Below are 26150 nucleotides of genomic sequence, written 5' to 3' on the forward strand. Positions count from 1 at the left end.
CAGTCCCCCTCAACCCACGAGAATGGCAGTGTCGGAAGTGAAGCTGAACTTCGGCACTTCCAGGTTCTTGGGCGCGGGGCCCTTACGAATGCGGGCGGCGGTGTCGTAGGACGAACCGTGGCAGGGGCAGAAATAGCCGCCATATTCGCCCCTGTTCTCACCCTCGCCCGCGCCCAGCGGCACGCAGCCCAGATGGGTGCAGACGCCCATGGTGACCAGCCACTGCTTCTTGCCGTCGACGGTGCGTTCCTCCAGCGTCTGCGGATCGCGCAGGCTGGACGGATCGACCTTGTCGGCTTCCGCGATTTCCTTGTCGGTCAGGTGCCGGACGAACAGCGGCTGCGACCGGAACGTCGTCTTGATCGCCTGGCCCGGCTGGATGGAGGACAGGTCGACCTCCGTCGAGGCGAGCGCCAGCACGTCGGCGCTGGGGTTCATCTGATCGACCAGCGGTATGACCACCGCGACCGCACCGACCCCGGCGAAGCTCACCGCGGCGATGTTGATGAAATCGCGACGGCGAACACCGTCGCTGCCGCCTCCATCGGAGACGGACGCCCCCTCACTCTCCAAATGTTCAACGATCGCCATGCACCTCAACCCTTGCAAGAACGTCCCTGACCCCGCCGCATTGCCCATTATGGCTATGTTATCGGGAGAGCCGCGGCGCCCAAGCAGAAGGGCGCGCCTTTCCCCCTGGCGCGGTTTGCAGGCCTGATAACCGTAGGATGCGCCATTTGCCAAGCCTTTTAGACAGGCTAGGAGAATTAACCGCGCTGTTCTATGGCGCGGCGCATGCGTATCGCCCTTTATCAACCCGAAATCGCCGGCAATGTCGGCGCGATCCTGCGCCTTGCCGCCTGCTTTTCCGTGCCCGTGGACATCATCATGCCGATGGGTTTCGCCTTTTCCGACGCGAAGCTGAAACGCGCCGCGATGGACTATGGGGCGGCCGCCGACATCACCCAGCATGCAAATTTCCAGGCGTTCGACGCCCGGCGCCGGGCCGAAGGGCGGCGGCTGATGCTGATGAGCAGCCATGCTTCGCAACGCCTGCCGGAGGTGGAATTCCGCGCCGACGACGTTCTGCTGATGGGATCGGAGAGCGCCGGCGTCCCCGACAGCGTGCGCGATCTGGCCGATGTGCGCGTGCGCATTCCGATGGCGCCGGGCTTTCGGTCCTTGAACATCGCCGTTTCCACGGGCATCGCGATAGCAGAGGCCCTTCGCCAGACCGGAAGTTTCCCGCAATGACAGAGTTACCGAAAATGACGTTGGCGCTCGACCCGCAACAGCAAGCCGCCCGCGACTGGTTCGAATCGCTGAGGGACCGCATCTGCGCCGAATTCGAGGCGATCGAGCGGGAGGCGGGGTCCGACGCCCGCTTCGACTATATCGCCTGGAATCGGGAGGCGCCCGGCCTAGCGCCCGGCGAAGGCGGCGGCGGCGTGCGCGGCGTCATGAAGGGCAAGGTGTTCGAGAAGGTCGGCGTCAACGTCTCGACCGTGGGCGGCGCCTTCTCTCCGGAGTTCGCCAGGACCATCCACGGCGCGAGCGAAGACCCGAGCTTCTTCGCCACCGGCATCAGCCTGGTCGCGCACATGGCCAATCCCCATGTGCCCGCCGTGCATATGAACACGCGCTATCTGAGGACGTCCAAAAGCTGGTTCGGCGGCGGCGCGGATCTCAACCCTCCCCTGCCGCGCGAGGAGGACACGGCCCATTTTCATGATGTGCTGAAGGCCGCCTGCGACGCCCATGACCCGGACTATTATCCCCGTTTCAAGGCATGGGCGGACGATTATTTCTTCATTCCGCATCGCGGCGTCCATCGCGGCGTCGGCGGAATATTCTACGACCATCTGGAGGGCGATTTCGACGCGAATTTCGCCTTCACGCGGGACGTGGGCGAGGCGTTCCTCAAGGCCTTCCCGCCCATCGTCCGGCGGCGCATGGGGGAAAGCTGGTCGCGGGAGGATCATGCCCGCATGCTCGAATGGCGCGGCCGCTACGCCGAATTCAACCTGGTGCATGACCGCGGCACGCTGTTCGGGCTGAAGACCGGGGGCAATGTCGACGCGATCCTGATGAGCCTGCCGCCGATGGCGAGCTGGAGCTGAGCATGGGCCTGACGCCGGTTCCCGACGATCGGATCGCGACGATCGTCACCCATCTGGAAATGCGGGAGCGGCCGAAACCCGCCCCCATCCCGCCCGCCCCGTTGCGGCTGGTGCCATGGAAGGCGCCGACGCCAGAGGCCTATCGCGCGCTGTTCCGGCGCGTGGGGGAGCCGTGGCTCTGGTTCTCCCGCCTGGTGATGGACGACGCCGCGCTGAGCGCGATCATTCACGATCCCGCGGTCGAGGTCTATGCCGTCACCGATCCCCGGGGCGTGGAGGTGGGGCTGCTGGAACTCGACTTCCGTTCATTGCCCGACTGCGAGCTGGCCTTTTTCGGACTGATCCCGGAATTGACCGGCAAGGGTCTGGGCCGATGGCTGATGGCGCAGGCCAAGGCGCTGGCCTGGCGCAAGGAGGTCACGCGCTTCTGGGTGCATAGCTGCACGCTCGACAGCCCCGCGGCGCTGGGATTTTACCGCAAGGCGGGCTTCGTGCCCTACAGGCGTGAAGTGGAAATCTTCGCCGATCCCCGACTTGCGGGGCTTTTGTCGCCCGACGCCGCGCCGCATGTGCCGGTGCTGGGTCAGCTGCCCTCCGCCTGACGATAGAGCCGCGCCAGCATCACCAGCATATAGACCTGCACCACCGTCGACACGACAGCGGCAGCCACGCCGCCGATCAGCCGGCCGCCCGTCGGACCGCCGATCAACGTCCCGATCAGGCCGAACACCGCCTGCGCCGCGCCGCCGACAATGGCGGACAACAGCGTCAGCGCCACGATGAAGCCGAACAACCGCCAGAAATGCCCCCTGGTCAGCGCCCAGCCATGGCGCAGCGACGCCATGACGCCCGCCGTCCCGTCGATCACTACGGGATTGAGCAACAGCAGCCGCACGCTCGCGAAGATGGTGACGGCCACCACTCCCGCGCCGAGCAGCAGCGCCAGCGTCGCGCCCACAGGCTTGGCGATGAGCGACAGGATCGTCACCGCCAGGGTGGCGGCGATCACCGCGCCGGCCAGGAAACCGGCGACCACCAGCGCCACGCCCAGCAGCACCGGAAGCCGCGCAAAGCTCAGCCGCAGCGCCTCTCCCACGCTGATGCCCGGGCGCAGGGCGAGCGCCAACAGGGTCAGCGATCCGAACCCGATGATGATCATCGCCAGCATCATCGCCAGCCAGAAGCTGCCCGGCACCTGCGGCATGGTGGTTTCCGACAGGTTCCATTTGGCGAGTTCCGGCGGCGTCATCTCCTGAAGGATGAGGCCCGGCAGGGCGACGAACAGCAGGGCGACGGGAAACAGCAGGCTGCTTTCGCGCGCGACGAAGGCGACCGCCTCCTCCCACGCCTTGCCGATGGACATTGTCGCCATATCTCTACGCCCTGTTCTCTACCCGATGCTCTGAAAATCGCGGAGGAGACTTGATCGCTCGCTCTGCCCAAGTCAAGGAAGCGCCATGTCCTCGCCATCCCCAGTCCAAGCCCCTGCCGCCCCCAGCGTGGAATGGCGCGTGGAAAGCGCGCCCGTCGACTACCCCCGGGCGCTGGCCGAGATGGAGGGCCGGGCCGCCGCGATCTTCGAGGGGCAGGCCGCAGAGCGGGTCTGGCTGCTCGAACATCCGCCGCTTTACACGGCCGGAACCAGCGCCGATCCGGCCGAACTGCTCGACCCGCGCTTTCCGGTGCACGATGCGGGGCGGGGCGGACGCTATACCTATCATGGGCCGGGCCAGCGCATCGGCTATCTCAACATCGACCTGCGGAATCGGGGCAAGGACGTGCGCAATTTCGTCCATCACCTGGAGGGATGGATGATCGACGCGCTGGCCGATTTCGGCATAGCGGCCCGGCGCGCGGAGGGACGGATCGGCATCTGGACCGACGATGCCCAGGGGCGGGAGGCGAAGATCGGCGCCCTCGGCATCCGGGTGCGGCGCTGGATCACGCTTCATGGCTTTTCGATCAATGTCGATCCCGACCTGTCCCATTTCGGAGGCATCGTGCCGTGCGGCCTGGCCGAATATCCTGTGACGAGCATGGCGGCGCTGGGCGTGAAGGCATCGATGACCGAGCTGGACTCGGCGCTTGCCCGGCATTTCCCGGCCTTTCTCGGCCGCCTGCGCCGGTGCCCGGTGGCAGATGGAGCGGGGGTTGAGCAATGCGGGACGGGCCGCTAGGGTCGCGGCTTTCGCCAGGTGGGGGGCTGCCGGGCATGCAACGCTTTAGGAGACCCGGATGCGTCCTGACGTCAAGACGACAATGGCAATATTGGTTTCGGCCGGCTGCATGGCGCTGGCCGGATGCGGCAGCAAGAAGGAAAGCGGCACCGCCGTCCCGATGAACAATCTGGAAGTGGTCGACGGCACCGCCACCGACGCCATGACCGATCTGGACGGGGTGCAGAGCGAGGGCGTGGCCGTCGCGCTTCCCGCCAACCGCAGCGACAATGCGGCCGCTCCGGCGGCGGCGAAGAATGAGAGCGAGGGCAAGCCCGCGGCCGATACCGAAGTGCTGTCGGATCAATAGGCTGGCGTCCGCGTTCAGGCATGATACAGACGGGCGGGAGATAGTTCGCAGCGCTCGTTACAAAGAGGGATTTCAATGACATTGCGTTATGTGGGCCGTTCCATTGGGCACCGATCCCTGGGACGCCGGGTCGTGCTGGGGCTGGCCATGACGGCGGCGGCGCTGATGGCGCAGCCGGCCGCCGCGCAATTCTTCTGGTCGCCGCCCGATTTCTCGACCCCGCCCCTGACCGACGCCGAAGCCACGACCGCGCTGGGCCTGCCGGGCGCGACCGCGGCGGAGGTCAAGGCCGGGCTGGTGTGGAACCTGCGCGCGGCGTTGAACGTCGCGGCCCTGCAATGCCAGTTTGAGCCGACCCTGCTGTCGATCAGCAATTACAACGCCATGATCGCCCATCATGACGCCGAACTGGACGCCGCGCAGACGACGCTGCTCGGCTATTTCCAGCGGACGGTCGGCAAGGGCAAGCCCGGCCAGATGGCATCGGACCAATATGGCACGCGCATCTATTCCGGCTATTCGACGGTGCAGGCGCAACGCGGCTTCTGCCAGGCGGCGGCGCTGGTCGGACGGCAGGCGATCTTTGCCCAGCGGGGCACGCTGAACGATGTGGCGCGCAACGGACTGGGGTCGATCAAGAAGTCGCTGGTCCTGGCGGGCGAGCAATTTTACGGCGATCCGGGACGCAGCTATTCGCTGACCCTGCCGTCCTTCGACCCCAAATGCTGGAAGAAGGGCAAGATGCTGCCCGCATGCCAGCTCGCATGGAACCAGAAGATCGGCGTTCAGCCTTAAGGCAACGGCGCCAATCACGACATTCCTCCTCCCGCAAACGGGAGGGGGCAGGGGGGCGGGCCGGCCCGACGTCAGCGACGGTTTTCAGCGACCAGAGCGGTTTTCATCGCTCCAGGATGGAAGCTTCCCCTGAGGCAGGCCACGGCCCTCAGCGCAATCCCAGATATTTGTGCGACTGAAGGCTGAGCCGCCAGCGGGGCCGCCCCATCACCAAATCCACCGCCGCCCGCGCGTTTTCCGCTGCCTTCGGATCGTCCAGCGGCTGCACCAGCCAATGATCGAAGGCCCAGCGCTCCATATCCTCGACATCCGCCAGGCTGTGCCCCCGCCCCGGCTGCGGCCAGACCAGCTTCAGCTCATTGCCGCTGCGCTGGACCACCTCGCTGCCCGCCTTGGGGCTGATGCAGACCCAGTCCAGCCCCGGATGCGCGGGCAAGGTGCCGTTGCTTTCGATCGCAATGGCAAAGCCGCGCGCATGGAGCGCATCGACCAGCGCATCGTCCACCTGGAGCATCGGTTCCCCGCCGGTCAGCACGATATAGCGCCCCTCCCGCCCCTCGCCCCAAAAGGCGAGCGCGGCTTCGGCCAGACCGTCCGCATCTGCGAACCTGCCCCCGCCATCGCCGTCGGTGCCGACGAAATCGGTGTCGCAAAAGCGGCAGACGGCGCTTGCCCTGTCCTGCTCCCGCCCGGTCCAGAGGTTGCAACCGGCAAAGCGCAGGAAGACAGCCCGGCGACCGGCATGGACGCCCTCTCCCTGAAGGGTCAGGAACATTTCCTTGACGGCGTAGCTCATGGCGTCAGGGCTTCACCGCATAGTCGGTGGGATCGGGCAGACCGGCCTCCACGAAACCCTTGGACCGCAGGCGGCAACTGTCGCAGAGGCCGCAATGCCTGCCGTCCGGCGTCGGATCGTAGCAGGACCAGCTCAGCCCCGTATCCAGCCCCAGCCGATAGGCTTCGCGCACGATGTCCGCCTTGCTCATATGCTGGAGCGGGGCATTGATCCGGACCGGATTCCCCTCCACCCCTGCCTTGGTGGCGAGCGCGGCCATCTTCTGAAAGGCGTCGATGAACTCCGGCCGGCAATCGGGATAGCCCGAATAATCGAGCGCATTGACGCCGATGAACACGTCGTTCGCGCCCGCCACCTCGGCCAGGCCCAGGGTCAGCGACAGGAATATGGTGTTGCGCGCGGGCACATAGGTGACGGGAATGCCGGTCCCGACGCCGCCCTTGGGCACGGCAATGTCCGCGGTGAGCGCAGACCCGCCAAAGGCCGTCAGGTCCAGCGGCAGCACGATATGCGAGATGGCGTTCAGCGCCGACGCGACTCGACCCGCCGCCTGCAATTCCAGCCGGTGGCGCTGATTATAGTCGATCGACAGGGCGAACAGGCGATAACCGGCCTCGCGCGCCAGCCCGCCCGCCACCATGGAGTCGAGCCCGCCCGACAGCAGGACGACGGCGAATTTTCCGTTATGGGCAACCATGAGCGCCGCGCTACGCCTCCCGACGCGTCAGCGCAAGCCGGTCGCGCCTAATGGCAGGCGCCGAGCCAGCGGCCCTCCAGCGCGAAGGCGAAGGGCGCGCCGTCGGCAATGCCCTGCGACTGGATCTGCACCAGCCGGGACGTTTCGACGCGCAGGTCCGTCCGCCCATTGCCCGCCGCGCCGCATTCATAGGTGACGACCAGCCGGTTGGCGACATCGCTGACGGTGAAGCTCTTGCAGGCATGGCCAGCATGGCGGCTTTGCAGAAGCTGGCTGAGGCTGGAGACGCAGAGCTTGCGCGCGGCGCCATCCTCGCCCCGCCCGCGCAATTCCCATTCACCCGTCTCCAGTCCCTTGGGCAGGCGTGACGCGGGCGCCGCCGCCTGCACGGCAGAAACCGCCATCATCATCGCCGCCGCACCAAGGGCGCGCCGCTTTGCCACCATTCCGATCCCCCTGTCGATCGTTGCTGATCCAGATCAGCCTTGCGCGTCAATTGCGGCAATTTGATAGCAATAAGGAGGGCGCCCGCTCATTCCTCCGCGAAGCTGGCGAGCGCGACCGGGAAAAGACGCGAGCAGAAGGCGCAATCCACGCCGATAATGCCCTGATCATCCGCCATGTCCGCCCGCTCCGCCGCCGGAAAGCGGCCGATGACGCTGCGGATATGATCGAGGTCGCAACGGCACCCCTTGCTGAGCGCCGTGGGATCGGTGACGCGCACCTCCTCCTCTTCGTGGAACAGCCGCCAGACGATGTCGGACAGCGGCAGCGCGTTGTCGGTCAGTTCCGCGTCCTTGAGCGTATGGGCCAGCGCCTGGACATGCTCCCATTCCGGACGGTCGTGGCGGACATGCAGCCGTTCCCGCCCGACTTCCCCCTCGGGCAGGTGCTGGAGCAGCAGGCCGGCGGCAAGGCACCCCTCCCCCGTGTCGTGGCGCGTGGCGATCTGGATGATGCTGGGGATCTGTTCGGACTGGAAGAAATAATGTTCCGCCGCATCGGCAAGCGATTCGCCGTCCAATGGGACGATGCCCTGATAACGCTCGCCAGTCACCGCCTGGTCGAAGGTGATGGCGAGATAGCCCTTGCCGAACAGGCCGAACAGCGTCGGATCGGGGCCCAGTTCGGCCAGCCGGTCGGCATCGAACTTGGCATAGCCGCGCACCTCGCCGCCCTTATAGTCCGCCACCAGCAGGCTGACGACGCCATTTTCGGTCTGCGCCTGAAGCGTGAGCTGACCGCCCGCATCCTTGAGCGTCGAGCCGAGCAACGCCGCCAGCACCAATGCGGAGGCGAGCAGCCGCTCGATCTGCGGCGGATAGGCATGGGCGGCAAGGACATCGTCGAGCACCGGCCCCAGCCGCACGATCCGCCCGCGCGCGTGGCGGGACGGGATGGTGAAGCCAAGGGCCTGGTCAAGGGTAGCGGAAGAGGTCAAGTCAGGCTCCGTGCGGCGCGCCGGGGCGCGCCGATCATGCAAAGGCGCTTAGATAGGTTGCGATGCCCGGGCATGCAAATGGACTTGGGTTTGGGCTTGATCGGTGGGATGCGGACGGTCTGATCGCGGCCCGCTCCTTGGGACAGGTCGTGCTCCCGCGCCGGCGGGAACCCGGTTCAGGCGATGCGATAATCTGCGGAGGGCGGGACCGGGCTCCTGGCCGCGCAGGAGCCCCAAACTCAACCAAGCCGGCCCAACGCCCAGAGCAGCACCGACTTCTGCGCATGGATACGGTTTTCCGCCTCATCCCAGATCACCGATTGCGGCCCGTCTATCACCGCTTCCACCACTTCCTCGCCGCGATGGGCGGGCAGGCAATGGAGGAACTTCGCCGCGGGCTTCGCCAGCGCCATCAGTTCCGGCGTCACCTGATAGGGCATCATCGCCTTGAGCTTCTCCTCGGCATGAGCCTGGCCCATGGAGATCCAGGTGTCGGTGACGACGATGTCCGCGCCGGCCACCGCCGCCTGCGGATCGCGGGTGCGCAGGATGGCGGCGCCACGGGCCTGCGCCTCCGCTTCGAAGGATGGGTCGGGATCATAGCCCTCCGGCACGGCGATGCGCACGCCGAACTTCATCAGGCCCGCCGCCTCGACAATGGAATGGAGGACGTTGTTGCCGTCGCCCAGCCATGCCCATTGGCTGCCGGGCAACGCCACGCCATGCTCCACCACGGTCAGCAGGTCGGCGACGATCTGGCAGGGGTGCGACAGGTCGGTGAGGCCATTGATCACCGGAACGCTGGCGTAATGCGCCATTTCCTGGATCTTCGCATGATCGTCGGTGCGAATCATGATGGCGTCGGCCATGCGGCTCAGCACGCGGGCGGTGTCCGCAATCGTCTCGCCCCGGCCAAGCTGGCTGGTCGCGCCGTCCAGGATCAGCGATGTGCCGCCCAACTGACGGATCGCCATGTCGAACGACACGCGGGTGCGGGTCGAATTCTTCTCGAAGATCATCGCCAGCGTGTGACCGGCGAGCGGCGCATCCGCATCCGCTTTGCCCTTGGGCCAAGCTTTGCGCGCGGCCTTCCGGTCGATGGCGTCGGCAATCATGGCGGCGATCGCATCGCCGCCGGCGTCACTCAGATTCAGGAAATGATTGGTCATGAGGAACCCCCTCAACCCGTTCGGGCGAACGGAGAGTAATTCAGGCCGCAGCCTCCGCAAAGCTCCGCGCCCCGGCGGAAAGCCGTTCGACGCATTCCGCGACATGGCTTTCCTCGATCACGAGCGGCGGCAGGATGCGCACGACATTCTGTCCCGCCGACACCGTCAGCAGGCCGTGATTGTCGCGCAGATGCGCCACGAACTCGCGGGCGTCATAGTCGCTCTTCAGCTTCACGCCGAGCATCAGGCCCAGCCCACGCACATCCTCGAACATGTCGTGATTGGGGATAAGCTGCTCCAACGCCGAACGCAGGCGCGCGCCGATGGCCTTCACATGGTCGAGGAAACCCTCGCCCAGCACTTCGTCCAGCACCGTCATGCCGACGGCCATGGCCAGCGGATTGCCGCCATAGGTCGACCCATGGGTGCCGAACACCATGCCCTTGGCCGCTTCCTCGGTCGCGAGGCAGGCGCCCAGCGGGAAGCCAGCGCCAATGCCCTTGGCCACCGCCATGATGTCGGGGGTCAGGCCATATTGCTCATGCGCGAAGAAGGTGCCGGTGCGGGCATAGCCGCACTGCACCTCGTCCAGGATCAGCAGCAGGCCGCGATCGTCGCACAGCTTGCGCAGGCCGCTCAGAAACTCCTGCGTCGCCGGCGTCACGCCGCCTTCGCCCTGCACCGTTTCCACCAGGAAACCGGCGGTGTTCTCATCGACGGCGGCCGTCGCGGCCTCCAGATCGTTGAACGGCACCACGGTGAAGCCGGGCAGCAGCGGTTCGAAACCGTCGCGCATCTTGGGCTGGCTGGTGGCGGAGATCGTCCCCAGCGTCCGCCCATGGAAGGCGTTGTCGAAGCTGATGATCTTGTGCCGGTGCGCCTCGCCATTGGCATAGTGGTAACGGCGCGCGGTCTTGATCGCGCATTCCACCGCTTCCGCGCCCGAATTGGTGAAGAACACTGTGTCGGCAAAGGTCGTGTCGACCAGACGCTGCGCGAATTTCTCGCCCAGCGGCATGCCGTAGAGGTTCGACGTGTGCATCAGCGTCGCGGCCTGATCCGCGATCGCTTTGACCAGCTTCGGATGGCCATGGCCCAGCAGGTTGACCGCGATGCCGCTGGCGAAATCCAGATAGCGTTCGCCGCGCTCCCCGATCAGATAGCAGCCCTCGCCTCGGACCGGGCGTACATCGCACCGGGGGTAAACGGGCATGAGCGGCGTAATCGACATGGTCCTTCCCTTTCTGGGCTGATGCAAACAAAGTCCGAAACGCAAAAAGGCGGCCCCCGCCGGGCCGCCCTTTGCGAGCGCTGCCTATACAAGCGCGCCTTTGAAGGCGCAACCCCGTGCAACATGCCGTCATCCGGCGAAGGCCGGGATGACGGACGCCTTCAGCCGATCTGGTTCCACGCCTCCGCGATCTCGCCGATCATCAGGCGGGCCTGCTCCACCGGCGCGGCATCATGCTCCTTGGCGCTGACGAGCAGCAGGCGCCGCGCTTCGCGGTAGATCTGGGCGAGGCCAGTGGCGATGTCTCCGCCCTTGTCGAAATCGAGGCTCGATTCCAGCGCGAAGAGGATCGACATGGCGCGGGCCTGCTTGTCCGAAACCTTGAGCCGGTCGCCATTGCGTTCCGCCAGCGCGGCGGCATCCAGCGCCAGCAGCAGCTCGTCGAACAGCACCTTGACCAGCGCGTGGGGCGTCGCACCCTCGATCCGGCTGCCCGAATGGACCGCCGCATAGCGCCGCGCCGCCGCCGTGCCGCCGAACCCGCCATGATTGTAGAACATGATATTCCGACCCTTTCGGTATTAATTGTCGTTTTTGGTCCAGAGGGCGACCTGCTGCTGGAGATAGCTTTGCGTCGCCTTCAACGCCGACAGGCGCGTTTCCATGGCCGAATAGACCTTGGTGAGCTGTTCCTGATAGTTGGTCATCTGGGTATCGAGCTTGTCGAGCTGATCCGTCAGATCCTTCGCCAGCTTCTCATATTTGTCCTGCGTGGTGGCGAGCGGTCCGCCATCCTTCTTGATATTGTCGCGCACGCTGTCCATCAGGCCGGCAAGGCCGATATTCGCGGCGGTCTTGACCGACGGGTTCAGCAATTGCGTGATCGCCTTCGGATCGGCCGCAATCGCCTTGTCCAGCGCCTTGGTATCGAGCGACAGCGTACCGTCGCGATTGGTGCTGACGCCCAGGTCGTTCAGCGTCTTGTAGGCGCCGGTGCTGCTGAGCTGGGCCGACACCATCTGCGAAAGCTGCCGCTTCATGTCGCGGATCGAGGATTCTCCGTTCAGCACGCCCGCATTGGACGAGTCCGTGCCGGTGGAGGTGGCGGTGTTCAGCGCCTTCATCAGCGTGTTGTAGGCGTCGACGAATTCGACCATCAGGTCGCGCATCGACGTGGTCGGCTCGGTCGTGGCGAGCGTGACGCTGGTCCCAGGCGCCGCCTTGTTGAGGTCGATGCGCAGATAGGGGATCGCGCCGTCGATGGTGTTGCCGGCATAATGCTGCTCCACGCCGTCGAGCAGGATCACCGCGTCCGCCGGGTCGGCGGCGCTGGCCATGGTGCTGCCGGCCGGGACGCTGGCCTTGGTCCAGGCGAACTGGTCCAGGGACGCGCCGCTGGCATCGGGGGTGGAGGAAGAAACCGTCAGCGAGATGTCGTTGGCCGCACCGGTCGGCCCCTTCATCATCAGGCGGGTGCCCTGCGAATCGGTGATGACGGAGGCGGTGACGCCGGTACCGGACGCGTTGATGGCGGCGGCAAGGCCGGCATAGCTGTTGTTGGCCGAGGTGATGGTGACGGGAACCGCGGCGCCGGAACCGACCTTCAGCATCAGCGTGCCCGTGCCCACGGTCGCCGCCGCGCCGCTTGCCGCATCGGTGTTCGCGTTGACCGCCGACACCAGCGTCCGGCTGGTCGCCAGGTTGCGCACTTCGATCTGCGCCGGAAGGCCGGTGGGCGTGCCGCCGGGCAGCGCGCTGACCGAAGCGATGCTGGGGTCGTTGGAAGCCGGCGCGCCCGAATAGCCGGTGCCCGCGAGCAGGCTGTTCAGCGCATCGGCAAAGGTGTCGAGCGAACTGGAGGCCGACGCCAGGGCGGAAATCCGCGCGGTGTTCAGCGTCTGGCGACTGGTGATGGCCGTCTGGCGCGGTTCCTTGGTGGCGCTGACCAGGCTGGAGACGAGCGACGCGGTGTCGATGCCCGATCCCGCGCCTAGCGCCGTCAAGATGCTGCTGCTCACCGAAGTCATTGGCCGTCCTTTCAAGAGAGAGAACGGCCCTAGCGCGAAGACCTTTAGGAATGATTTTCAGGGGGGAAGGCAGGAGCCCACCTCACCGACGCAACATCCAGGCGCGTGGACGAATTTCGAAATGTCGGGGATTGGCCAATCCAAGACATTCCCCTCCCGTAAACGGGAGGGGTTAGGGGTGGGCGCGAGCGTAGCGAGCTGCTGACTTAGCCGTTGCAAAACAGCGCAGATGCCGCGCCAGCCCACCCCCTAACCCCCTCCCGCCTGCGGGAGGGGGAATGTCCGCAATCCACCCCAACCGCTCAGACCACAGTCCTGAATTTCTCAACGCCGCCTGCAACGGCGCGCTCGCGAGCAGGCGCAGGAGCGCCGCGACGAACCCGGCTCAAACGCCCGGAGACAGAATCTGGTCGACCGCGCCGCGACGGATGTTGGCCTGCGCCGCATGGGCATAGGCGGCCTGCTCCGCGATGCGCTTGGCGACGCGGATCGTGCTTTCCACCGCTTCCTTGGAGGCCGGGGGCAAGGGGACCAGTATCTGCGGCTCGGGCAGCATCGACTGGATTTCGTCGGCTGCCCCGTCGACCGTCACCGTGCCGCCCTGACTGCGCAATTCAGCCAGAATGTCGGCAATGCGGGCATGCACCTTGGCATATTCGGCGCTGGTCGCGATGCTTTCCTCCACGCCCGACTGATCCTCGGGCGTCGGCGCCTGCCGGGACGATCCACCGCCCTGATGCACGGTGGCGGCCGATGAAATGGGCGCAATCGCGGACACGGCGGACGGCGCGCGGGTCGCGCCGCGCTCCACCGACAATTCAGTCCGCGAAATATAGTCGTTCATGACGCACATCCTAATGCGTCCCCGTGAAGATTATACGGATATTAAGTCCTAAACTTAAGTTAAGGACGATCGATTTTCAGGAAACCGCTGATTATCAAGATGATTTTTTGCCGTCCGCGTCGAAGCGCAGATCGTCCGGCACGGTGATGAATGGCCGGTCCATCTCGCTCGCCATGCGATTCTCCACCCGGAAGACGAAGGCAAGGACGGTCGCGACCGCCATGTACAGCCCTTCATTGACGATCTGCCCGGCGCGCGAGGTGAAGTATATGGCGCGGGCCAGTTCGGGATATTGCAGCACCGTGACCCCGTTCTGGTCGGCAAGGTCGCGGATCGCCGCCGCCACCGCGTCGCAGCCGCGCGCCACCACCACCGGCGCGGCGTCCTGCCCTGGCTTGTAGCGCAAGGCGACGGCGAAATGGGTGGGGTTGGTGATGATGACGCTGGCCTCCGCCACCGCCTTGCGGGTCGAACCGCTCAGCACCTCATATTGCTTGCGGCGGATATGGCCTTTCAGCTCGGGGGAACCTTCGCTCTCCTTATGCTCGTCCTTGATCTCCTGCTTGGTCATCGACAGCCGCCTGGACCGCTGCATGAGCTGGGCGGGAACGTCGATGCCCGCGATCAGGAACAGGCCCCCCGCCATGATCAGGCAGGTCATGATGAACATGTTGCCAAGGTCCGCCATGGCGGGCGCCAGCCCCGCCTTGCCCAGCCCGACGATCTCCGTCAGCCGGTCCCAGATCATCCAGACGCCGATCGCGCCCAGCAGCGCGACCTTGGCGACGGACTTGACCAGTTCGATCAGCCCCTGGAGCCCGAACATGCGCTTGAGGCCGGCGGCGGGATTGAGCTTCGACGCCTTGGGCGCGAAGGCGCCGGGACGGAAGCCGAGCGAGCCGAGCAGCGCCGGCCCCGCAATGGCAGCCAGCAAGGTCGCCAGCAATATCCCCGCGACCGGCAGGGCGATGCCGGACAGCAGCGCGATGCCCCGGTCGGCCGGCGCGAAATTCACGATGTCCTCCCGCCGGAAACGCAACGCCTCTATCAGCATGTCGGACAGGGATTCGACCATCGATGGCCCCGTGACCGCGATCCAGCCAATGCCGGCCATCACCACCAATGCAGTGGCGAGATCGCGGGACTGGAGAATGTCGCCATTCTTGGCCGCATCCTTCAGCTTCTTGGCTGTCGGCTTCTCGGTCTTTTCGCCGCCGCCATTGCTCCCGGCCATGGTCAGTGCCCCTCCGCAATGGTCTGGGCCTGGTCCAGCCCGGCCTTCAGGGCGGCGGCGATCCCCTCCCCCATGATCGGCGCGGTGACGGCCAGCAGGATGAGTCCCGCCATCAGCGCCACCGGCATGCCGACCGCGAACAGGTTGAGCGCGGGCGCTGTGCGCGCCAGCATGCCCATGACGATCTGCACCAGCACCAGCGCGAAACCGACCGGCAGCGCGATGGTGACGCCCGCGCCGAGCAGCGCGCCGCCGAATTCGATCAGGTGCCAGACCGCATCGTTGCTCAGCATCGCGCCACCCGGCGGCAGCGCCCGATAGCTTTGCACGACAAAGCTCACCAGCATCAGATGCCCGTCCATCGCCAGCAGCAGGAAGGTCGACAGGATGGAGAGGAACTGGCCCACTGCCTGCGTCGCCTGGCCCGACGAAGGATCGACCATCGCCGCGAAATTGAGGCCCATGGTGTTGCCGATAGCCTCCCCGGCCACCAGCGCGGCGGCATAGCCGATCTGCACGGCAAAACCGATGGCGAGGCCGGCAAGCACCTCACCCGCGACCAGCATCACGCCCTGGAAACTGGCGACGCCGTCGGCGGGAAGCTGGATAGGCACGCTGTTGAGCGCTGCCATGCCCAGCGCCAGCGACAGGATCAGCCGCAATTGCAACGGCACGGCGGGCGCGCCGAAGACGGGCGCGGCGATGAAGGCGGCGCCGGGGCGGATCATGGCGATCAGCCAGATCCAGAGCTGGACTTCCACATTGACAAAGCCTGGGGCGAAGCCCGGCGCGATCATTGCAGCAGGTCCGGAATGCGCTCGAAAATCTCGCGCGTGAAATCGGCGATCAGCACCATGATGGAACCGCCGAACAGCACCAGCATCGCGCCGACGACGATGATCTTGGGGATGAAGGCCAGCGTCTGTTCATTGATGGAGGTCGCGGCCTGCACCATGCCGATGACGACGCCTGCGATCAGCGCGGGAATCAGGATCGGCGCGGCCGCCAGCGCCGTGATCCACAGCGCCTGCTGCGCCAGCCCCATGAAGAAATCGGCGTTTTCCATGGATCAGGCCGTCCCGGAGCCGTTTGGAGGAGAGAAGCGCCAGCCCTTCATGTCGCGAACGATCCGGCCAGCGAACCCATGGTCAACGCCCAGCCGTCCACCAGCACGAACAGCAGCAGCTTGAACGGCATGGAGATGATCGTGGGCGACAGCATCATCATGCCGAGCGCCATCAGCGTCGATGCGACCACAAGGTCGATGATCAGGAACGGCAGGAAGATCATGAAGCCGATCTGGAAAGCGGTCTTCAGTTCCGACGTCACAAAGGCCGGCAGCAGGATGGAGAAGGGAATGTCGGCGGGCGAGCGGAAGGCCGGCGCCTCCGCCAGATTGGAGAACAGCTTGAGGTCCGTCTCGCGGGTCTGCTTGGTCATGAAGCCGTGCAGCACCTTGCCCGAACGGCCCACCGCCTCCTCGATGGAAATCTGCCCCTTGCCATAGGGATCGAAGGCCTGGGCGTTGATCTGGTCGATGGCCGGCCGCATCACGAACAGGGAGAGGAACAGCGACAGGCCGACCAGCACCTGATTGGGCGGCGTCTGTTGCAGGCCAAGCGCCTGACGCAGCAGCGACAGGACGATGATGATGCGGGTGAAGCTGGTCATCATGAGGATCAGCGACGGCAACACCGTCAGCAGGCTCATGAGGATCAGGATCTGCAGCGATAGGGAGAGCGAACGGCCGTCGCCGCTGATCTGCCCCATGGCGCGGCTCAGCGCGCCGCCATTGTCGACGGGCGCCGGGGCGGCGGGCGCGGCCTGCGCAAAGGCGGGCATGGCAAGGACCAGGGTCAGCAGCAGCAGCGCCACCACGCCCCATTTCATCATCCCCGCTAAGGCGGGGACCCATCTCCCGGCAGCAGCCTGCGGACTTGAAGTCCGGAGATGGGTTCCCGCCTGCGCCGGAATGACGGTGGCAAGCAGGTCAGCGCCCGGCACGATAAGGGTCGCCTTCCGCGATCTTCTCGATCCGCCCCCGCGTCACGGAAAGCAGGATCTTCTTCCCCTCGAACTCCACGACGGCGAGCTTGCCGAACGTCCCCATCGGCAGCGCTTCCAGCACCTTGAGCGACCGGTCGTTCTGCCCCGCCATCATCCCCGGCTGATATTTGCGCCACAGCCACAGCGCGCCGAAGGCCATGCCGCCGACCAGAGGCAATAAAATCAGCAGCTTGACGAAATACCAGATCATGAGGGCTTTCCGCGAAGATGGTTAATTCGTCATCCGTTCCGAAAGATTGGCGCGCAAGGCAAGCGGTAAATCTGCCGCCTGCGCTTCAGCCGCGCCGCTCGACGCCCGCCAGCCGGCTTTCGGCAGCCGCGATTTCGACGATGCGGATGCCGTAGCGGCCGTTCACCGTCACCACCTCTCCCTTGGCGATCAGCGCGCCGTTGACCATGATGTCGAGCAGGTCGTCGGCCTGGCGGTCCAGTTCCACGACGCTTCCTTCGCCCAGGTCCATGACCTCCGCCAGCCGGAGCGAGGTCGACCCGACCTCCACCGACATGCGGACGGGAATGTCGGCCAGCAACCGGAACTGGCGGTTGTTCACCATGCGGGAAATGCTGTCCTCGCCCACGCTGTCAAGGCGGGGGGCTTCGCTCATGTCGCTCATTGTCCGGTTTCCTGTGCAAGCTTTTCGATCTGGAATGCGGCGCGGCCATCCTGTTCGCCGATGGAGCCGTGCGCGACGATACGGTCGCCCACGATCAGCGGCAGGCTGCGGTTGATGGTGACGGGAATGATGTCGCCGGCCTTGAGCTGCATCAGCTCGGCCAGGGACAGGTCGGGACGCGCCAGCACCGTGCGGGCGGGCAGGCGGATGTCGCGCATGCGGTGGGCGATGCGCGCCTGCCACACCGGGTCGGCGCGTTCGTCGTCGATCGGGATGCGGCTGCCGGTCAACGATTCGACGGCGCGCAGCGCGGACAGCGGGAACAGCAGGTCGACGGGCCATTCGGCATCGCGGCTGATGCTGATCAGGAAGCGTTGCAGCACCATCTGCTCGCCCGGCTGGGCCGCGGCGGCGAAGCCGATGCCGGTTTCCCGGACGATCAGACCGGCTTCTATGGCCAGCATGTCGCTCCAGCATTCCACCAGCCGGGCCATGAAGGCATCGGAAATCCGCGCGATCAGGCGATCTTCGGTCGGCGTGAACTCGCCGCGCGGCGGCAGCGCACGATTGCCGATGCCGCCATAGAAACAGTCGACCAGCGTCGAGATCATCGCCGCATCGAGCCGCAGAAGCACCTGCCCCTTGAGCGGCGCCAGGCGATAGACGCCGATGCTGGAGGAGCCGGGCACCTCATGCGCCCAGGCGCCGAATTCCAGCGCGCGCGCGTCCTGCGCGGCGACATGCGGGCGAACCCCGGCGATCGGCTCGATCAGGGCGCGCAAACGCCGGCCAAGCTTTTCGCCCAGCCGGTCCAGCCCCGACAGCATCAGCGGCGCCTGCGATTCCCCCCGCCCGAAGGCGTAGGCTTGAACGTCGGTCATTTCAGTCCCCAGCCGTCCCGGGCGGGGGACTTCCCGCCGATCAGGCAGCCCTATTGAATAACGAAATTGGTAAAATAAACGTTATCGACGCCGCCATAGCCCGTCTTCTGCTTCAGAATGTCGTTAATAATGCCCTTGATCTTCCCCTGAAGCGCCCTTTTCCCCTCCGGCGTCGACAGCGCCTCCACCGGCTGTTCGGCCAGCATCATCAGGACCTGGCTGCGAATCGCCATCTCATGGACCTTGATCGCCTCGACAACGCGAATGTCGTAATAGGTCGAAACGGCGATGGAAATCTGCGCAAAGGCGTCCGTATCCGACATGTTGGAGGTGAACGGCGTCTGAAGCTGGAAATAGGTCGCCTGATAGGCCGCGGGATTGGCCGGGCTGGGCAGGTCGATGCCCTTGGCCGGGACATGGACGCCCGAAGGGGCATGACCCCCGCCGCCGCCCTCATGCCCGCCGCCTTCGCCGCCGCCACCGCCGGCATAGCCATGGGCCTTCGCCACTTCCTCGGCATTTTCCCCCGCCAGCACGAGCACGGGCTTGTTCGGATCTTCCTTCGGCCCTTCTTCCTTCGGGCTGAAGAAACCCGCGGCGTAAAGACCGCCGGCCGCGCCCGCCCCGCCAACGACCATGGCGATGACGATGAGCAGGATCATCTTCATCCCACCGCCCTTTTTCTTCTTCGGCTTGGCGTCGTCACTCATCGGTCAAAGTCCCCCGCAATCCATGTCGTCAGGCATAGCGCGCGCGCGCGGCGGGATTGCCGGCATGGCGCAGCTCGTCATGGTTAAGAACGGCCGGATCGCCGGAATTTTTAGGGGCGAATGCGCTATTTTCCTGGGGACGCCAACGGCCCTGCCCCTGCGATTGCGCCATGTTCTGGCCGTTGTTCGCCCATGCGTTCGCGCCCTGGGAACCCTGTTGCTGCGCGCCCTGCTGCTGGGAGGATTGCTGTTGATTGGCGCTGTCCGCCCGCGCCGCTTCCGCGACAGGAGGCGCGCGTTCGATCTTCACCTCGGCAATGCGCACCGCCGAAAGTCCGGCATCAAGGCGCAGACGGTCGCTGTCCTGGCGCAGCGCCATTTCGGCGGCGTCGCTGGCGACGGTCAGGCTGACCGCCGCGCCGTCGCTGCCCTGGCGGATGTCCACCTGCACGGCCCCAAGCTGGTCGGCGTTGATCTGGAACCGCCCCTGCGCACCGTTCGCGGACAGCCCGGCAATCTCGCGGGCGAGGCCGTCGATCCACTGGCCGGAAACGCCCATGTCGACGATCTGCGCGCCAAGGCTGGCCGACAGGTCGGCCGGCGGCGGCGCGACGGCCGACGGCACTGGCGGCGCGGAAACGGGCTGGGCGAGCGGCATCGGGGGCACGGCATCGACCGGGTCATGCTGGACGGCATGGGCCGGCACGGCATCGACCGGCGTGGCGGCCCTGCCCGTTTCGACGCGGGCCGCGAGCGGTTCCCCGGCGCGGACCGGCGTGCCCGGCTGGCGGGCAGCGACCTGATCGCGCACGAGCTGGAGCAGGGCGAGCGCCTCGGACTTCACCGGGGCGCTGCCGGGATGCGCAGCGGGAACCGGGCCTTCCGGCTGGTCGGCCGATGCCGCAGGCGCTTCAATGGCTGGCTGCACAGGGGCGTCCGCCACGGGAGTCGGTTCAACCGTCGACTGGGCGGGAACCGGCTGTCCGGCAGACTGAGGCGGCAAGGGCGCCGCTACCGGCAGATTCTTGCCGCGATCCGGCTTGGCGGGCGCCGTTTGCGCGACCGGGGCTGTGGATGGCGGCAGCGCCTGCGCCGGAACGCTTGGCGGGGCCGGCATCTGGACAGCAGCGACGACCGTTGCCGGAGCCTGTGCCGCCTCGGCCTGCTCCTTCGGCCTGTCGCTGTCGCCCGGCTCGGCTTCCGCCGGCTCGTCGGCATGCTCCACCGCCGCGGCTTCGGGCAAGGCATCCACCTTTTCCGGCCTGGTTTCCTTGCCGGGGCGCGGGGCCTTGACCTGGGGATCGGGCGTCGCGACCGGCAGTTCCGGCCCGCCGACCTCGCCCTCTTCCATCGCGACCGGCGCCGCAGCAGGCATTTCCGCCGCGACCTCCTCGACGGAACCGCTATCCACCGCAGGGCCGGCATCCACCATAGGGCCAGCATCCACCGCAGGCGCCGTCTCCCGAACGGCGGCCTCGGCTGGCGCGTCGATCTTCCTCGCAAGTCCGGGCGGCAGCGGCAGCGAATCCTTGCGGTGGCTCTGCACCGCCCTCAATGCGTTGGCCAGACCGAAAGGCAAGGGGGAAGCCGTCTCGACCTCCGGATCGCCGCCATCGGCTTTGCCGGCCTTGGGCAGTGCGGGCTCCATGCCCTCGGCTTCATCCGCGACCGCCGGGGCGATCCCTTGCGGCGGGCCCGCGATCCCCGCGCTTTCCTGCGCTTCGGGCAAAGCGGCCATCGTGCCGTTCAGCAGCTGGGCGAAATCCGCCGCCCCCTCCGCAGGCACGGCCGACGCAGCCGCGCCATCGGCGGGCATCGGCGTCGCCGCCGAGGAAAAGAGCAGCGCCTTGAGGCTGGTCAGCATGTTCACGTCAGACATCTCCTGTCCTCTGCATCCGGCGATAGCGCGGCAGAGCCGCAAGCTTGTTCTCCCGCCATTCCTCCAGGTCCGCGCGGGCGCGATCCTTGAGCTTCACGGCGATTTCGCGATCCCGATTGGCCGCGAGGGAAAGGCCTTCCTTGACCTCCACCTTGCGGCGCGCATCGTAGAGCGCACCATCCAACTGGCGCCCCGCCTGTTCCAGACGGCCCGCCAGTTCCTGCATCGCTGCAAAATTCGCGCCAGTTGCGACGCCCTGCCCGGTAAAAAGATCGTTCCGCACATTGCGCAGCCGCTCGACATTGCGGGCAAGGCCCTCCGCCTCGTCGCGGGCGCGGGCGGTTTCGGCCGCGGCCATGGCATGCTGGACATGGCGGACGCGCAGCACGCGCTGGCGGCGGGCGACTTCGCCCTTCACGCGCCGAACTCGGCGATCAGGGCATGGGCGCTGGTGTCGAGGTCGATGAAGCTCTTCTGATCCTGACGAATGAAGTCGAGGACTTCCTGTCGCCGCTGCACGGCTTCATCGATCACCGGATCGTTGCCGGGGCGGTAGGCGCCCATCAGGATGAGGTCGCGATTTTCCTCATAGGCGGCCCAGAGGCGGCGATAGGCGGCGGCGGCAAGGCGATGCTCGTCCGGCACGACATCCGCCATGACGCGGGACAGCGACTTGCCGACATCGATCGCCGGGAAGATCGCCTGTTCCGACAGATGGCGCGACAGCACGAAATGCCCGTCGACAATGGCGCGGGCGGCGTCGACGATCGGATCGTCCGTATCGTCGCCATCGGCCAGCACGGTGTAGAGCGCGGTGATCGACCCGCCAGTCCGGGCGTCGACGCCGGCGCGCTCGACCAGACGCGGGATCAGCGCCAGCGCGGAGGGCGGATAGCCCTTCATCGCGGGCGGTTCGCCCAATGCCAGCCCGATCTCGCGCTGGGCATGGGCGCAGCGGGTCAGGCTGTCGATCAGCAGCAGCACCTTCTTGCCCCGCGCCCGGAAATATTCGGCAATGGCGGTGGCGCGGGCCGCGGCGCGCAGGCGCAGCACCGGCGGATGGTCGGCGGGCACGGCGACGACGATGCTCTTGTGCATCGCGCCCTTCAATTTGGTCTCCAGGAAATCGCTGACCTCGCGTCCGCGCTCCCCGATCAGGCCCGCGACGACGATGTCGGCTTCGGCGCCCTGGATCATCTGGCCCATCAGCACCGATTTGCCGACGCCGGACCCCGCGATGATCGCGATGCGCTGGCCGCGTCCGGCGGTCAGCAGCGCATTCACCGCACGCACGCCCAGGTCGAACGGCTCGGTGACGCGGCCCCGGTCGAGCACATTGCCCTTGACGCCGTTCAATGGCCACGACCCGCCCGCGATGATCGGCCCCTTGCGGTCCAGCGGCTGACCCATGGCGTCGATGACGCGGCCGATAAGGCCTTCGCCCACCTGCACCATGGTCGCCTGGGAATCCGGTTCGACCCGCGCCCCATTTTCCAGCGGCGCGTCGCTGTCGAGCGGCACCAGCAGCGTCCTGTCGCCGCGAAAGCCCACAACCTCGGCGCGGCAGACCGTCCCGTCCGAAGCGATCACCCGCGCGCCCGCACCGATGGGACGGCGAAAGCCGGTGACTTCCAGCATGCCCGCATCATGGCTGACCAGCCGGCCGACATGGCGCGGCTGCCGGTTCTGCACCTGCATATGGTCGAACAGCGTTTCCGCCTGGGCCAGCGAGGCGCGAATCATCAGGCCTTGCCCTCCATATCGTCCAGCAGGGCGCGCAGGCGCGACAGACGCACATCCGGGCCGTCCTCGACCCAGCCGTCGGCGGTTTCAAGGCGCACGCAGCCGCGCTGCATCGCGCCGTCGGGCACCAGCTTCACGCCGATGCTCTCGCCTTCCAACAGTTCGATGTCGTCGGGATGCAGGTGCAGCGCGCCCTTTTCGTCATTGTCCTCGATGAAGGCGGCCACGCTGTCGCAGCGCTGGAGCAGCCGTTCGATGTCGATCTCGACCTCGCCCACGATCTGCTCCACCAGCCGGACCACGGTCGCGGAAAGCATGGTGGACAGCATGCCGCTGGGCGCCGGCGCCAGCAGTTCCAGCGCTTGGGCAAGCTGCTGGCGGGCCTGCGTCTCGGCCGCATGGGCTTCCGCCGTCACGCGGCTGCCTTCGTCGAAGCCCATGGCGAAGGCTTCGATCCGCGCCTGTTCCAGCACATCCTCTTCGCTTTCCGGAATGCTGTCATGCACCGGCTGGCCGGGCGCGGCATGCGCAGGCGCGAACAGGCTGCGGAAGCCGCCGCTCGTCACCTGTCCCATGCCGCCCAGCGGTATGCTGGCGACTTCCGCATTGCTCCAGAGCTTAGACAAAATCATTCCCCTTGCCGCCCAGCATGATGGTGCCCGCATCGGCCATGCGGCGCGCGGTGGCGATGATCAGCTTCTGCGCGTCGATGACCTCGGCCAGGCGGATCGGCCCGCGTTCCTCGATCTCGTCGGCAATGGCCTGCGCGGCGCGGGCGGACATGGAACCGAATATCTTCGCCTTCAGCATGTCGTTCGCGCCCTTCAGCGCGACCACCAGGATCGAACTGTCGACGGTGCGCATCAGCGTGCCCATATTCTTGTCGTCCATGTCGATCAGGTTGTCGAAGACGAACATCTCCTCCTCGATCGTCTGGGCGACCATCTTGTCCCGCTTGGCCAGCGCCTTGATGATGCGCTGTTCATTCTCCTTGCGGACATTGTTCATGATCGCCGCCGCCTCGATGGTGCCGCCGCGCTGCGAGGCCCCGCCCTGCTTCTTGGCCATGTTGCCGCGCAGCAGGAGCTGCTCCAGATCGTCCAGCGCCTCGTTCGACACGGGGCCGAGCGTGGCGATGCGGTAGACCACTTCTTCCTGATATTCGGTCGGCAGCAATTGCAGCACGTCGGCGGCGATCGGCGCCTCCAGATGGGCGAGGACGATGGCCATGATCTGCGGATGCTCCGCCTCGATCAGCACGGCGATCTCCTTGGCGTCCATCCATTTCAGCATCTCAAGCTGGGTGGAGCGGGTCGGCGGGGTGATGCGGGCCAGCATATTCTCGGCCCGCTCCTCGCCCAGCGCCTTGGTCATCGCGCCGCGAATATGGCGGGTCGCGCCATAGCCGATAGTGGTGCGCTTCTTCGCCTTGGTGACGAAATGATCGAGCGCCTCATTGACTTCCTCGACCTGCACGTCGGCCACATCGTACATCGCATAGCCAAGCTGGCGCACTTCGTCCGGCTCCAGGCGCGAGAGGATCTGCGCGGCCTCATCCTCGTCGAACAGCATCAGCAGGACGGCGGCGGCGGCGCTGCCCTTCAGCGCCGTGGCGGTGGCGGCGTCAGGCATTTTCCTTCTTCCCTTCCTTCAGAAGGTCGCGGACGACCAGCGCCGCGCGATCGGGGTCCTGCTTCACGAAATTGCGGATCAGGTCGGCGCGCTGGGCATAGTCGTAAGTGGAGGAGATCATGTCGAGCGTGACCGGCGTCGACCCATCCGGGTTGACCGTCGCCTGACGGGTGATCTCGGTCGAGATTTCGCGGCCGATCTTCTGGCCCTCGGCGGCGACCTGTTCGGCGGCGGCGGCCTGAGCGGCGGCGCGGCGCTTCAGCAGCGGCCGGCCGATGCCGAAGATCACCAGCAGGGCGACCAGCAGCGCAGAGACGTTGCGCACCAGCGGCGACACCCATCCGGCTTCATACCAGGGCGCCTGAACCACTTCTTCCTTGGCGAAGCTGCGGGCGGAAAGGGCCACCACGTCGCCCCGCGCCTGGTCGAAACCGACCGCCCCCTTCACCAAAGCCTCCAGGGCCGCGATCTCCTGCGCCGAACGCGGCTTGCCGTCGGGCCCGTTGTCCAGCGCGACCGCGACCGACAGGCGCTTGACCGTGCCGATAGCGTCCCTGGTCACGGAAACCTCGCGGCCCAGTTCGAAGCTGCGGTTGAAGGTTTCCTCGGTCTTCATCAGCGGATTGGGCGGCGTGCCGGGCTGGGCTGCGGTCTGGGCGCTGGCGGCGCCCTGCGCGACGGCCTGGCCATTGGGATTGGTCTGCGTCACGGTCGGATTGACCGGCGCCTGATTGCTGAGCGCGCCGGGAATGCCGCTCGCTTCGCCGCCCGCGCCCTGACCGCGCGGGTCGGATGCCCAGGTGCCCTGTTCGCTGCGAAGACGCGCTTCATCCTGCGGATAGGTTTCGCGGGTCGCCTGCCGCTCCGCGAAGTTCAGTTCGGCATGCACTTCGGTCGAGAATTTGCCCGCGCCCAGAATCGGCGTCAGCAGCGCGATCACCGACTGGCGATAGCGATCCTCCATCTTGGTCTGGACGGCCAACTGGCGGTCGTCGGCGGCGTTGCTGTCATTATTGCTGAGCAGACGGCCATTCTGATCGACGACCGATATGTCCTCCGGATTGAGTTCCGGGATCGACGAAGCCACCAGATGCACGATGGCGCTGACCTGCTGGTCGGTCAGCGACCGGCCGGAGGCAAGACGCAGCATCACCGATGCGGAGGGTTTGGACCGTTCGCGCAGGAAGACGCTGGGCGGCTCGACCGCAAGGTGGACCTTGGCGCTCTCCACGCTGTCGATCGCTTCGATGGTGCGGGCCAGGTCCATTTCGCGGGCGGAGCGCAGCTTTTCGCCTTCCACCGCGCGCGATGCGCCCATGGGCAGGCTGTCGATCATGCTGTTGCCGTCGGGCGCGCTCTTGGGCAGGCCCTGGGCGGCGAGCATCATCTTCGCCTTGAAATAATCGTCCTCGCCAACGGTCATGCTGCCCGAATTGTCGAAGTCGTAGCGGATGCCATTCTGGTCCAGCACGCTCGCAACCGCCGACTTGTCGGCATCGGGCAGGGCACGGAACAGGTCGCGCTGCGGCGGTTCGCGCAGGGCGAGCCAGGCCGCGCCAGCGGTCGCGACGACGCCCAGCAGGCCCAGCAGCGGCAGGCTCTTCGCCACGGCGGGCTGCTTCATGAAGCCGGTGAAGCGCGCCTTCAGCGCATCGACGCCCTTCGCGCCGCCCGGAAAGGCGGGGCTGGTGGCCGGGAGAGCGGCGGCGCCGCCGACGGAGGGGGTGAGTGCGTTCTCGCTCAT

31 protein-coding genes are annotated in these 26150 nt (G+C 66.5%); 6 read left to right on the plus strand and 25 right to left on the minus strand.

Features of this window, described 5'->3' with window-relative positions:
- Positions 1-9: 9 nt before the first annotated feature.
- Positions 10-591 (minus strand): ubiquinol-cytochrome c reductase iron-sulfur subunit, encoded by a 582-nt coding sequence (petA, locus tag EGM87_RS12125; protein ID WP_025548526.1) that lies wholly within the window; start codon positions 589-591, stop codon positions 10-12.
- A 192-nt stretch (positions 592-783) separates the two neighbouring features.
- Here petA and EGM87_RS12130 point away from each other — a divergent pair, with 192 nt between their 5' ends.
- Genes EGM87_RS12130 through EGM87_RS12140 form a run of 3 tightly spaced genes read left to right on the plus strand, consistent with a single transcriptional unit; the run spans position 784 to position 2722 of the window.
- Positions 784-1254, plus strand: coding sequence for a tRNA (cytidine(34)-2'-O)-methyltransferase (locus EGM87_RS12130; RefSeq protein ID WP_044660305.1), 471 nt, complete (start codon positions 784-786; stop codon positions 1252-1254).
- 14 nt (positions 1255-1268) lie between these two features.
- The gene (gene hemF, locus EGM87_RS12135; protein WP_103000816.1) at positions 1269-2120 is read left to right on the plus strand and encodes an oxygen-dependent coproporphyrinogen oxidase; all 852 of its coding nucleotides are present in this window, start codon (positions 1269-1271) and stop codon (positions 2118-2120) included.
- A gap of 2 nt (positions 2121-2122) precedes the next feature.
- Positions 2123-2722: a GNAT family N-acetyltransferase gene (locus EGM87_RS12140; RefSeq protein WP_044660307.1), complete on the plus strand. Its 600-nt coding sequence runs from the start codon at positions 2123-2125 to the stop codon at positions 2720-2722.
- Here EGM87_RS12140 and EGM87_RS12145 read toward each other — a convergent pair.
- On the minus strand, positions 2704-3492 hold the full coding sequence (locus tag EGM87_RS12145) for a DUF7847 domain-containing protein (protein ID WP_044660308.1): 789 nt from the start codon (positions 3490-3492) through the stop codon (positions 2704-2706). The genes EGM87_RS12140 and EGM87_RS12145 overlap by 19 nt on opposite strands.
- Positions 3493-3577: 85 nt before the next feature.
- On the opposite strand from EGM87_RS12145, the gene lipB reads away from it, so the two are divergent.
- From lipB to EGM87_RS12160, 3 genes are all read left to right on the plus strand, one after another.
- The gene (gene lipB / locus EGM87_RS12150; protein WP_044660309.1) at positions 3578-4297 is read left to right on the plus strand and encodes a lipoyl(octanoyl) transferase LipB; all 720 of its coding nucleotides are present in this window, start codon (positions 3578-3580) and stop codon (positions 4295-4297) included.
- Between the two features lie 58 nt (positions 4298-4355).
- Positions 4356-4646, plus strand: coding sequence for a hypothetical protein (locus tag EGM87_RS12155; protein WP_044660310.1), 291 nt, complete (start codon positions 4356-4358; stop codon positions 4644-4646).
- A 75-nt stretch (positions 4647-4721) separates the two neighbouring features.
- Complete coding sequence (locus EGM87_RS12160) at positions 4722-5441, plus strand: hypothetical protein (protein WP_044660311.1); 720 nt, start codon at positions 4722-4724, stop codon at positions 5439-5441.
- Between the two features lie 148 nt (positions 5442-5589).
- Here the strand turns inward: EGM87_RS12160 and queE are convergent, their stop codons facing one another.
- The 23 genes from queE to fliF all read right to left on the minus strand — a co-directional run bounded on the left by queE (position 5590) and on the right by fliF (position 26150).
- The gene (queE, locus tag EGM87_RS12165) at positions 5590-6237 is read right to left on the minus strand and encodes a 7-carboxy-7-deazaguanine synthase (protein ID WP_025548539.1); all 648 of its coding nucleotides are present in this window, start codon (positions 6235-6237) and stop codon (positions 5590-5592) included.
- A 4-nt stretch (positions 6238-6241) separates the two neighbouring features.
- Positions 6242-6934: a 7-cyano-7-deazaguanine synthase QueC gene (gene queC / locus EGM87_RS12170; RefSeq protein WP_025548540.1), complete on the minus strand. Its 693-nt coding sequence runs from the start codon at positions 6932-6934 to the stop codon at positions 6242-6244.
- 47 nt (positions 6935-6981) lie between these two features.
- Complete coding sequence (locus tag EGM87_RS12175; RefSeq protein ID WP_082166205.1) at positions 6982-7380, minus strand: DUF3617 domain-containing protein; 399 nt, start codon at positions 7378-7380, stop codon at positions 6982-6984.
- Positions 7381-7466: 86 nt separating this feature from the next.
- Positions 7467-8375, minus strand: a complete 909-nt coding sequence (hslO, locus tag EGM87_RS12180) for an Hsp33 family molecular chaperone HslO (protein WP_137710255.1) — start codon at positions 8373-8375, stop codon at positions 7467-7469.
- A gap of 239 nt (positions 8376-8614) precedes the next feature.
- Positions 8615-9544 (minus strand): ornithine carbamoyltransferase, encoded by a 930-nt coding sequence (argF, locus tag EGM87_RS12185; protein ID WP_044660312.1) that lies wholly within the window; start codon positions 9542-9544, stop codon positions 8615-8617.
- A gap of 40 nt (positions 9545-9584) precedes the next feature.
- The gene (locus tag EGM87_RS12190; RefSeq protein ID WP_137710254.1) at positions 9585-10775 is read right to left on the minus strand and encodes an aspartate aminotransferase family protein; all 1191 of its coding nucleotides are present in this window, start codon (positions 10773-10775) and stop codon (positions 9585-9587) included.
- Positions 10776-10936: 161 nt separating this feature from the next.
- The gene (locus tag EGM87_RS12195; protein ID WP_025548545.1) at positions 10937-11335 is read right to left on the minus strand and encodes a flagellar export chaperone FliS; all 399 of its coding nucleotides are present in this window, start codon (positions 11333-11335) and stop codon (positions 10937-10939) included.
- 21 nt (positions 11336-11356) lie between these two features.
- Positions 11357-12802, minus strand: a complete 1446-nt coding sequence (fliD, locus tag EGM87_RS12200) for a flagellar filament capping protein FliD (protein ID WP_137710253.1) — start codon at positions 12800-12802, stop codon at positions 11357-11359.
- Positions 12803-13187: 385 nt separating this feature from the next.
- Positions 13188-13646, minus strand: a complete 459-nt coding sequence (locus tag EGM87_RS12205; RefSeq protein ID WP_025548548.1) for a hypothetical protein — start codon at positions 13644-13646, stop codon at positions 13188-13190.
- Between the two features lie 94 nt (positions 13647-13740).
- Positions 13741-14880: a flagellar type III secretion system protein FlhB gene (gene flhB / locus EGM87_RS12210; protein ID WP_025548550.1), complete on the minus strand. Its 1140-nt coding sequence runs from the start codon at positions 14878-14880 to the stop codon at positions 13741-13743.
- Positions 14881-14882: 2 nt separating this feature from the next.
- Entirely contained in the window at positions 14883-15677 is a 795-nt protein-coding gene (gene fliR / locus EGM87_RS12215; protein WP_137710252.1) for a flagellar biosynthetic protein FliR, read from the minus strand.
- On the minus strand, positions 15674-15946 hold the full coding sequence (fliQ, locus tag EGM87_RS12220; protein WP_025548552.1) for a flagellar biosynthesis protein FliQ: 273 nt from the start codon (positions 15944-15946) through the stop codon (positions 15674-15676). The genes fliR and fliQ overlap by 4 nt, the downstream gene beginning before the upstream one ends.
- 47 nt (positions 15947-15993) lie before the next feature.
- On the minus strand, positions 15994-16773 hold the full coding sequence (fliP, locus tag EGM87_RS12225; protein ID WP_025548553.1) for a flagellar type III secretion system pore protein FliP: 780 nt from the start codon (positions 16771-16773) through the stop codon (positions 15994-15996).
- A 97-nt stretch (positions 16774-16870) separates the two neighbouring features.
- Positions 16871-17137 carry a FliO/MopB family protein gene (locus tag EGM87_RS12230; protein WP_025548555.1) on the minus strand — a complete coding sequence of 89 codons (267 nt, stop codon included), beginning with the start codon at positions 17135-17137 and terminating at the stop codon, positions 16871-16873.
- 85 nt (positions 17138-17222) lie between these two features.
- Entirely contained in the window at positions 17223-17561 is a 339-nt protein-coding gene (fliN, locus tag EGM87_RS12235) for a flagellar motor switch protein FliN (protein ID WP_137710251.1), read from the minus strand.
- Entirely contained in the window at positions 17558-18442 is an 885-nt protein-coding gene (locus tag EGM87_RS12240; protein WP_025548558.1) for a flagellar motor switch protein FliM, read from the minus strand. Before EGM87_RS12240 ends, fliN begins: the two co-directional genes overlap by 4 nt.
- Before the next feature lie 50 nt (positions 18443-18492).
- A complete protein-coding gene (locus tag EGM87_RS12245) occupies positions 18493-19152 on the minus strand; it encodes a flagellar basal body-associated FliL family protein (RefSeq protein WP_025548560.1) in 660 nt (219 codons plus the stop codon).
- A gap of 28 nt (positions 19153-19180) precedes the next feature.
- Positions 19181-21031 carry a flagellar hook-length control protein FliK gene (locus tag EGM87_RS12250; RefSeq protein ID WP_137710250.1) on the minus strand — a complete coding sequence of 617 codons (1851 nt, stop codon included), beginning with the start codon at positions 21029-21031 and terminating at the stop codon, positions 19181-19183.
- Positions 21024-21449, minus strand: coding sequence for a hypothetical protein (locus EGM87_RS12255; RefSeq protein ID WP_025548561.1), 426 nt, complete (start codon positions 21447-21449; stop codon positions 21024-21026). Before EGM87_RS12255 ends, EGM87_RS12250 begins: the two co-directional genes overlap by 8 nt.
- Positions 21446-22774, minus strand: a complete 1329-nt coding sequence (locus tag EGM87_RS12260; protein ID WP_025548563.1) for a FliI/YscN family ATPase — start codon at positions 22772-22774, stop codon at positions 21446-21448. The genes EGM87_RS12255 and EGM87_RS12260 overlap by 4 nt, the downstream gene beginning before the upstream one ends.
- The gene (locus EGM87_RS12265) at positions 22774-23406 is read right to left on the minus strand and encodes a FliH/SctL family protein (RefSeq protein ID WP_037482187.1); all 633 of its coding nucleotides are present in this window, start codon (positions 23404-23406) and stop codon (positions 22774-22776) included. The genes EGM87_RS12260 and EGM87_RS12265 overlap by 1 nt, the downstream gene beginning before the upstream one ends.
- Positions 23393-24406 (minus strand): flagellar motor switch protein FliG, encoded by a 1014-nt coding sequence (gene fliG, locus EGM87_RS12270; protein WP_025548566.1) that lies wholly within the window; start codon positions 24404-24406, stop codon positions 23393-23395. Before fliG ends, EGM87_RS12265 begins: the two co-directional genes overlap by 14 nt.
- Positions 24399-26150 carry a flagellar basal-body MS-ring/collar protein FliF gene (gene fliF, locus EGM87_RS12275; protein WP_044660317.1) on the minus strand — a complete coding sequence of 584 codons (1752 nt, stop codon included), beginning with the start codon at positions 26148-26150 and terminating at the stop codon, positions 24399-24401. The genes fliG and fliF overlap by 8 nt, the downstream gene beginning before the upstream one ends.

The organism is Sphingobium sp. RSMS, from assembly GCF_005406185.4.
Classification (GTDB): Bacteria; Pseudomonadota; Alphaproteobacteria; order Sphingomonadales; family Sphingomonadaceae; genus Sphingobium; species Sphingobium fuliginis.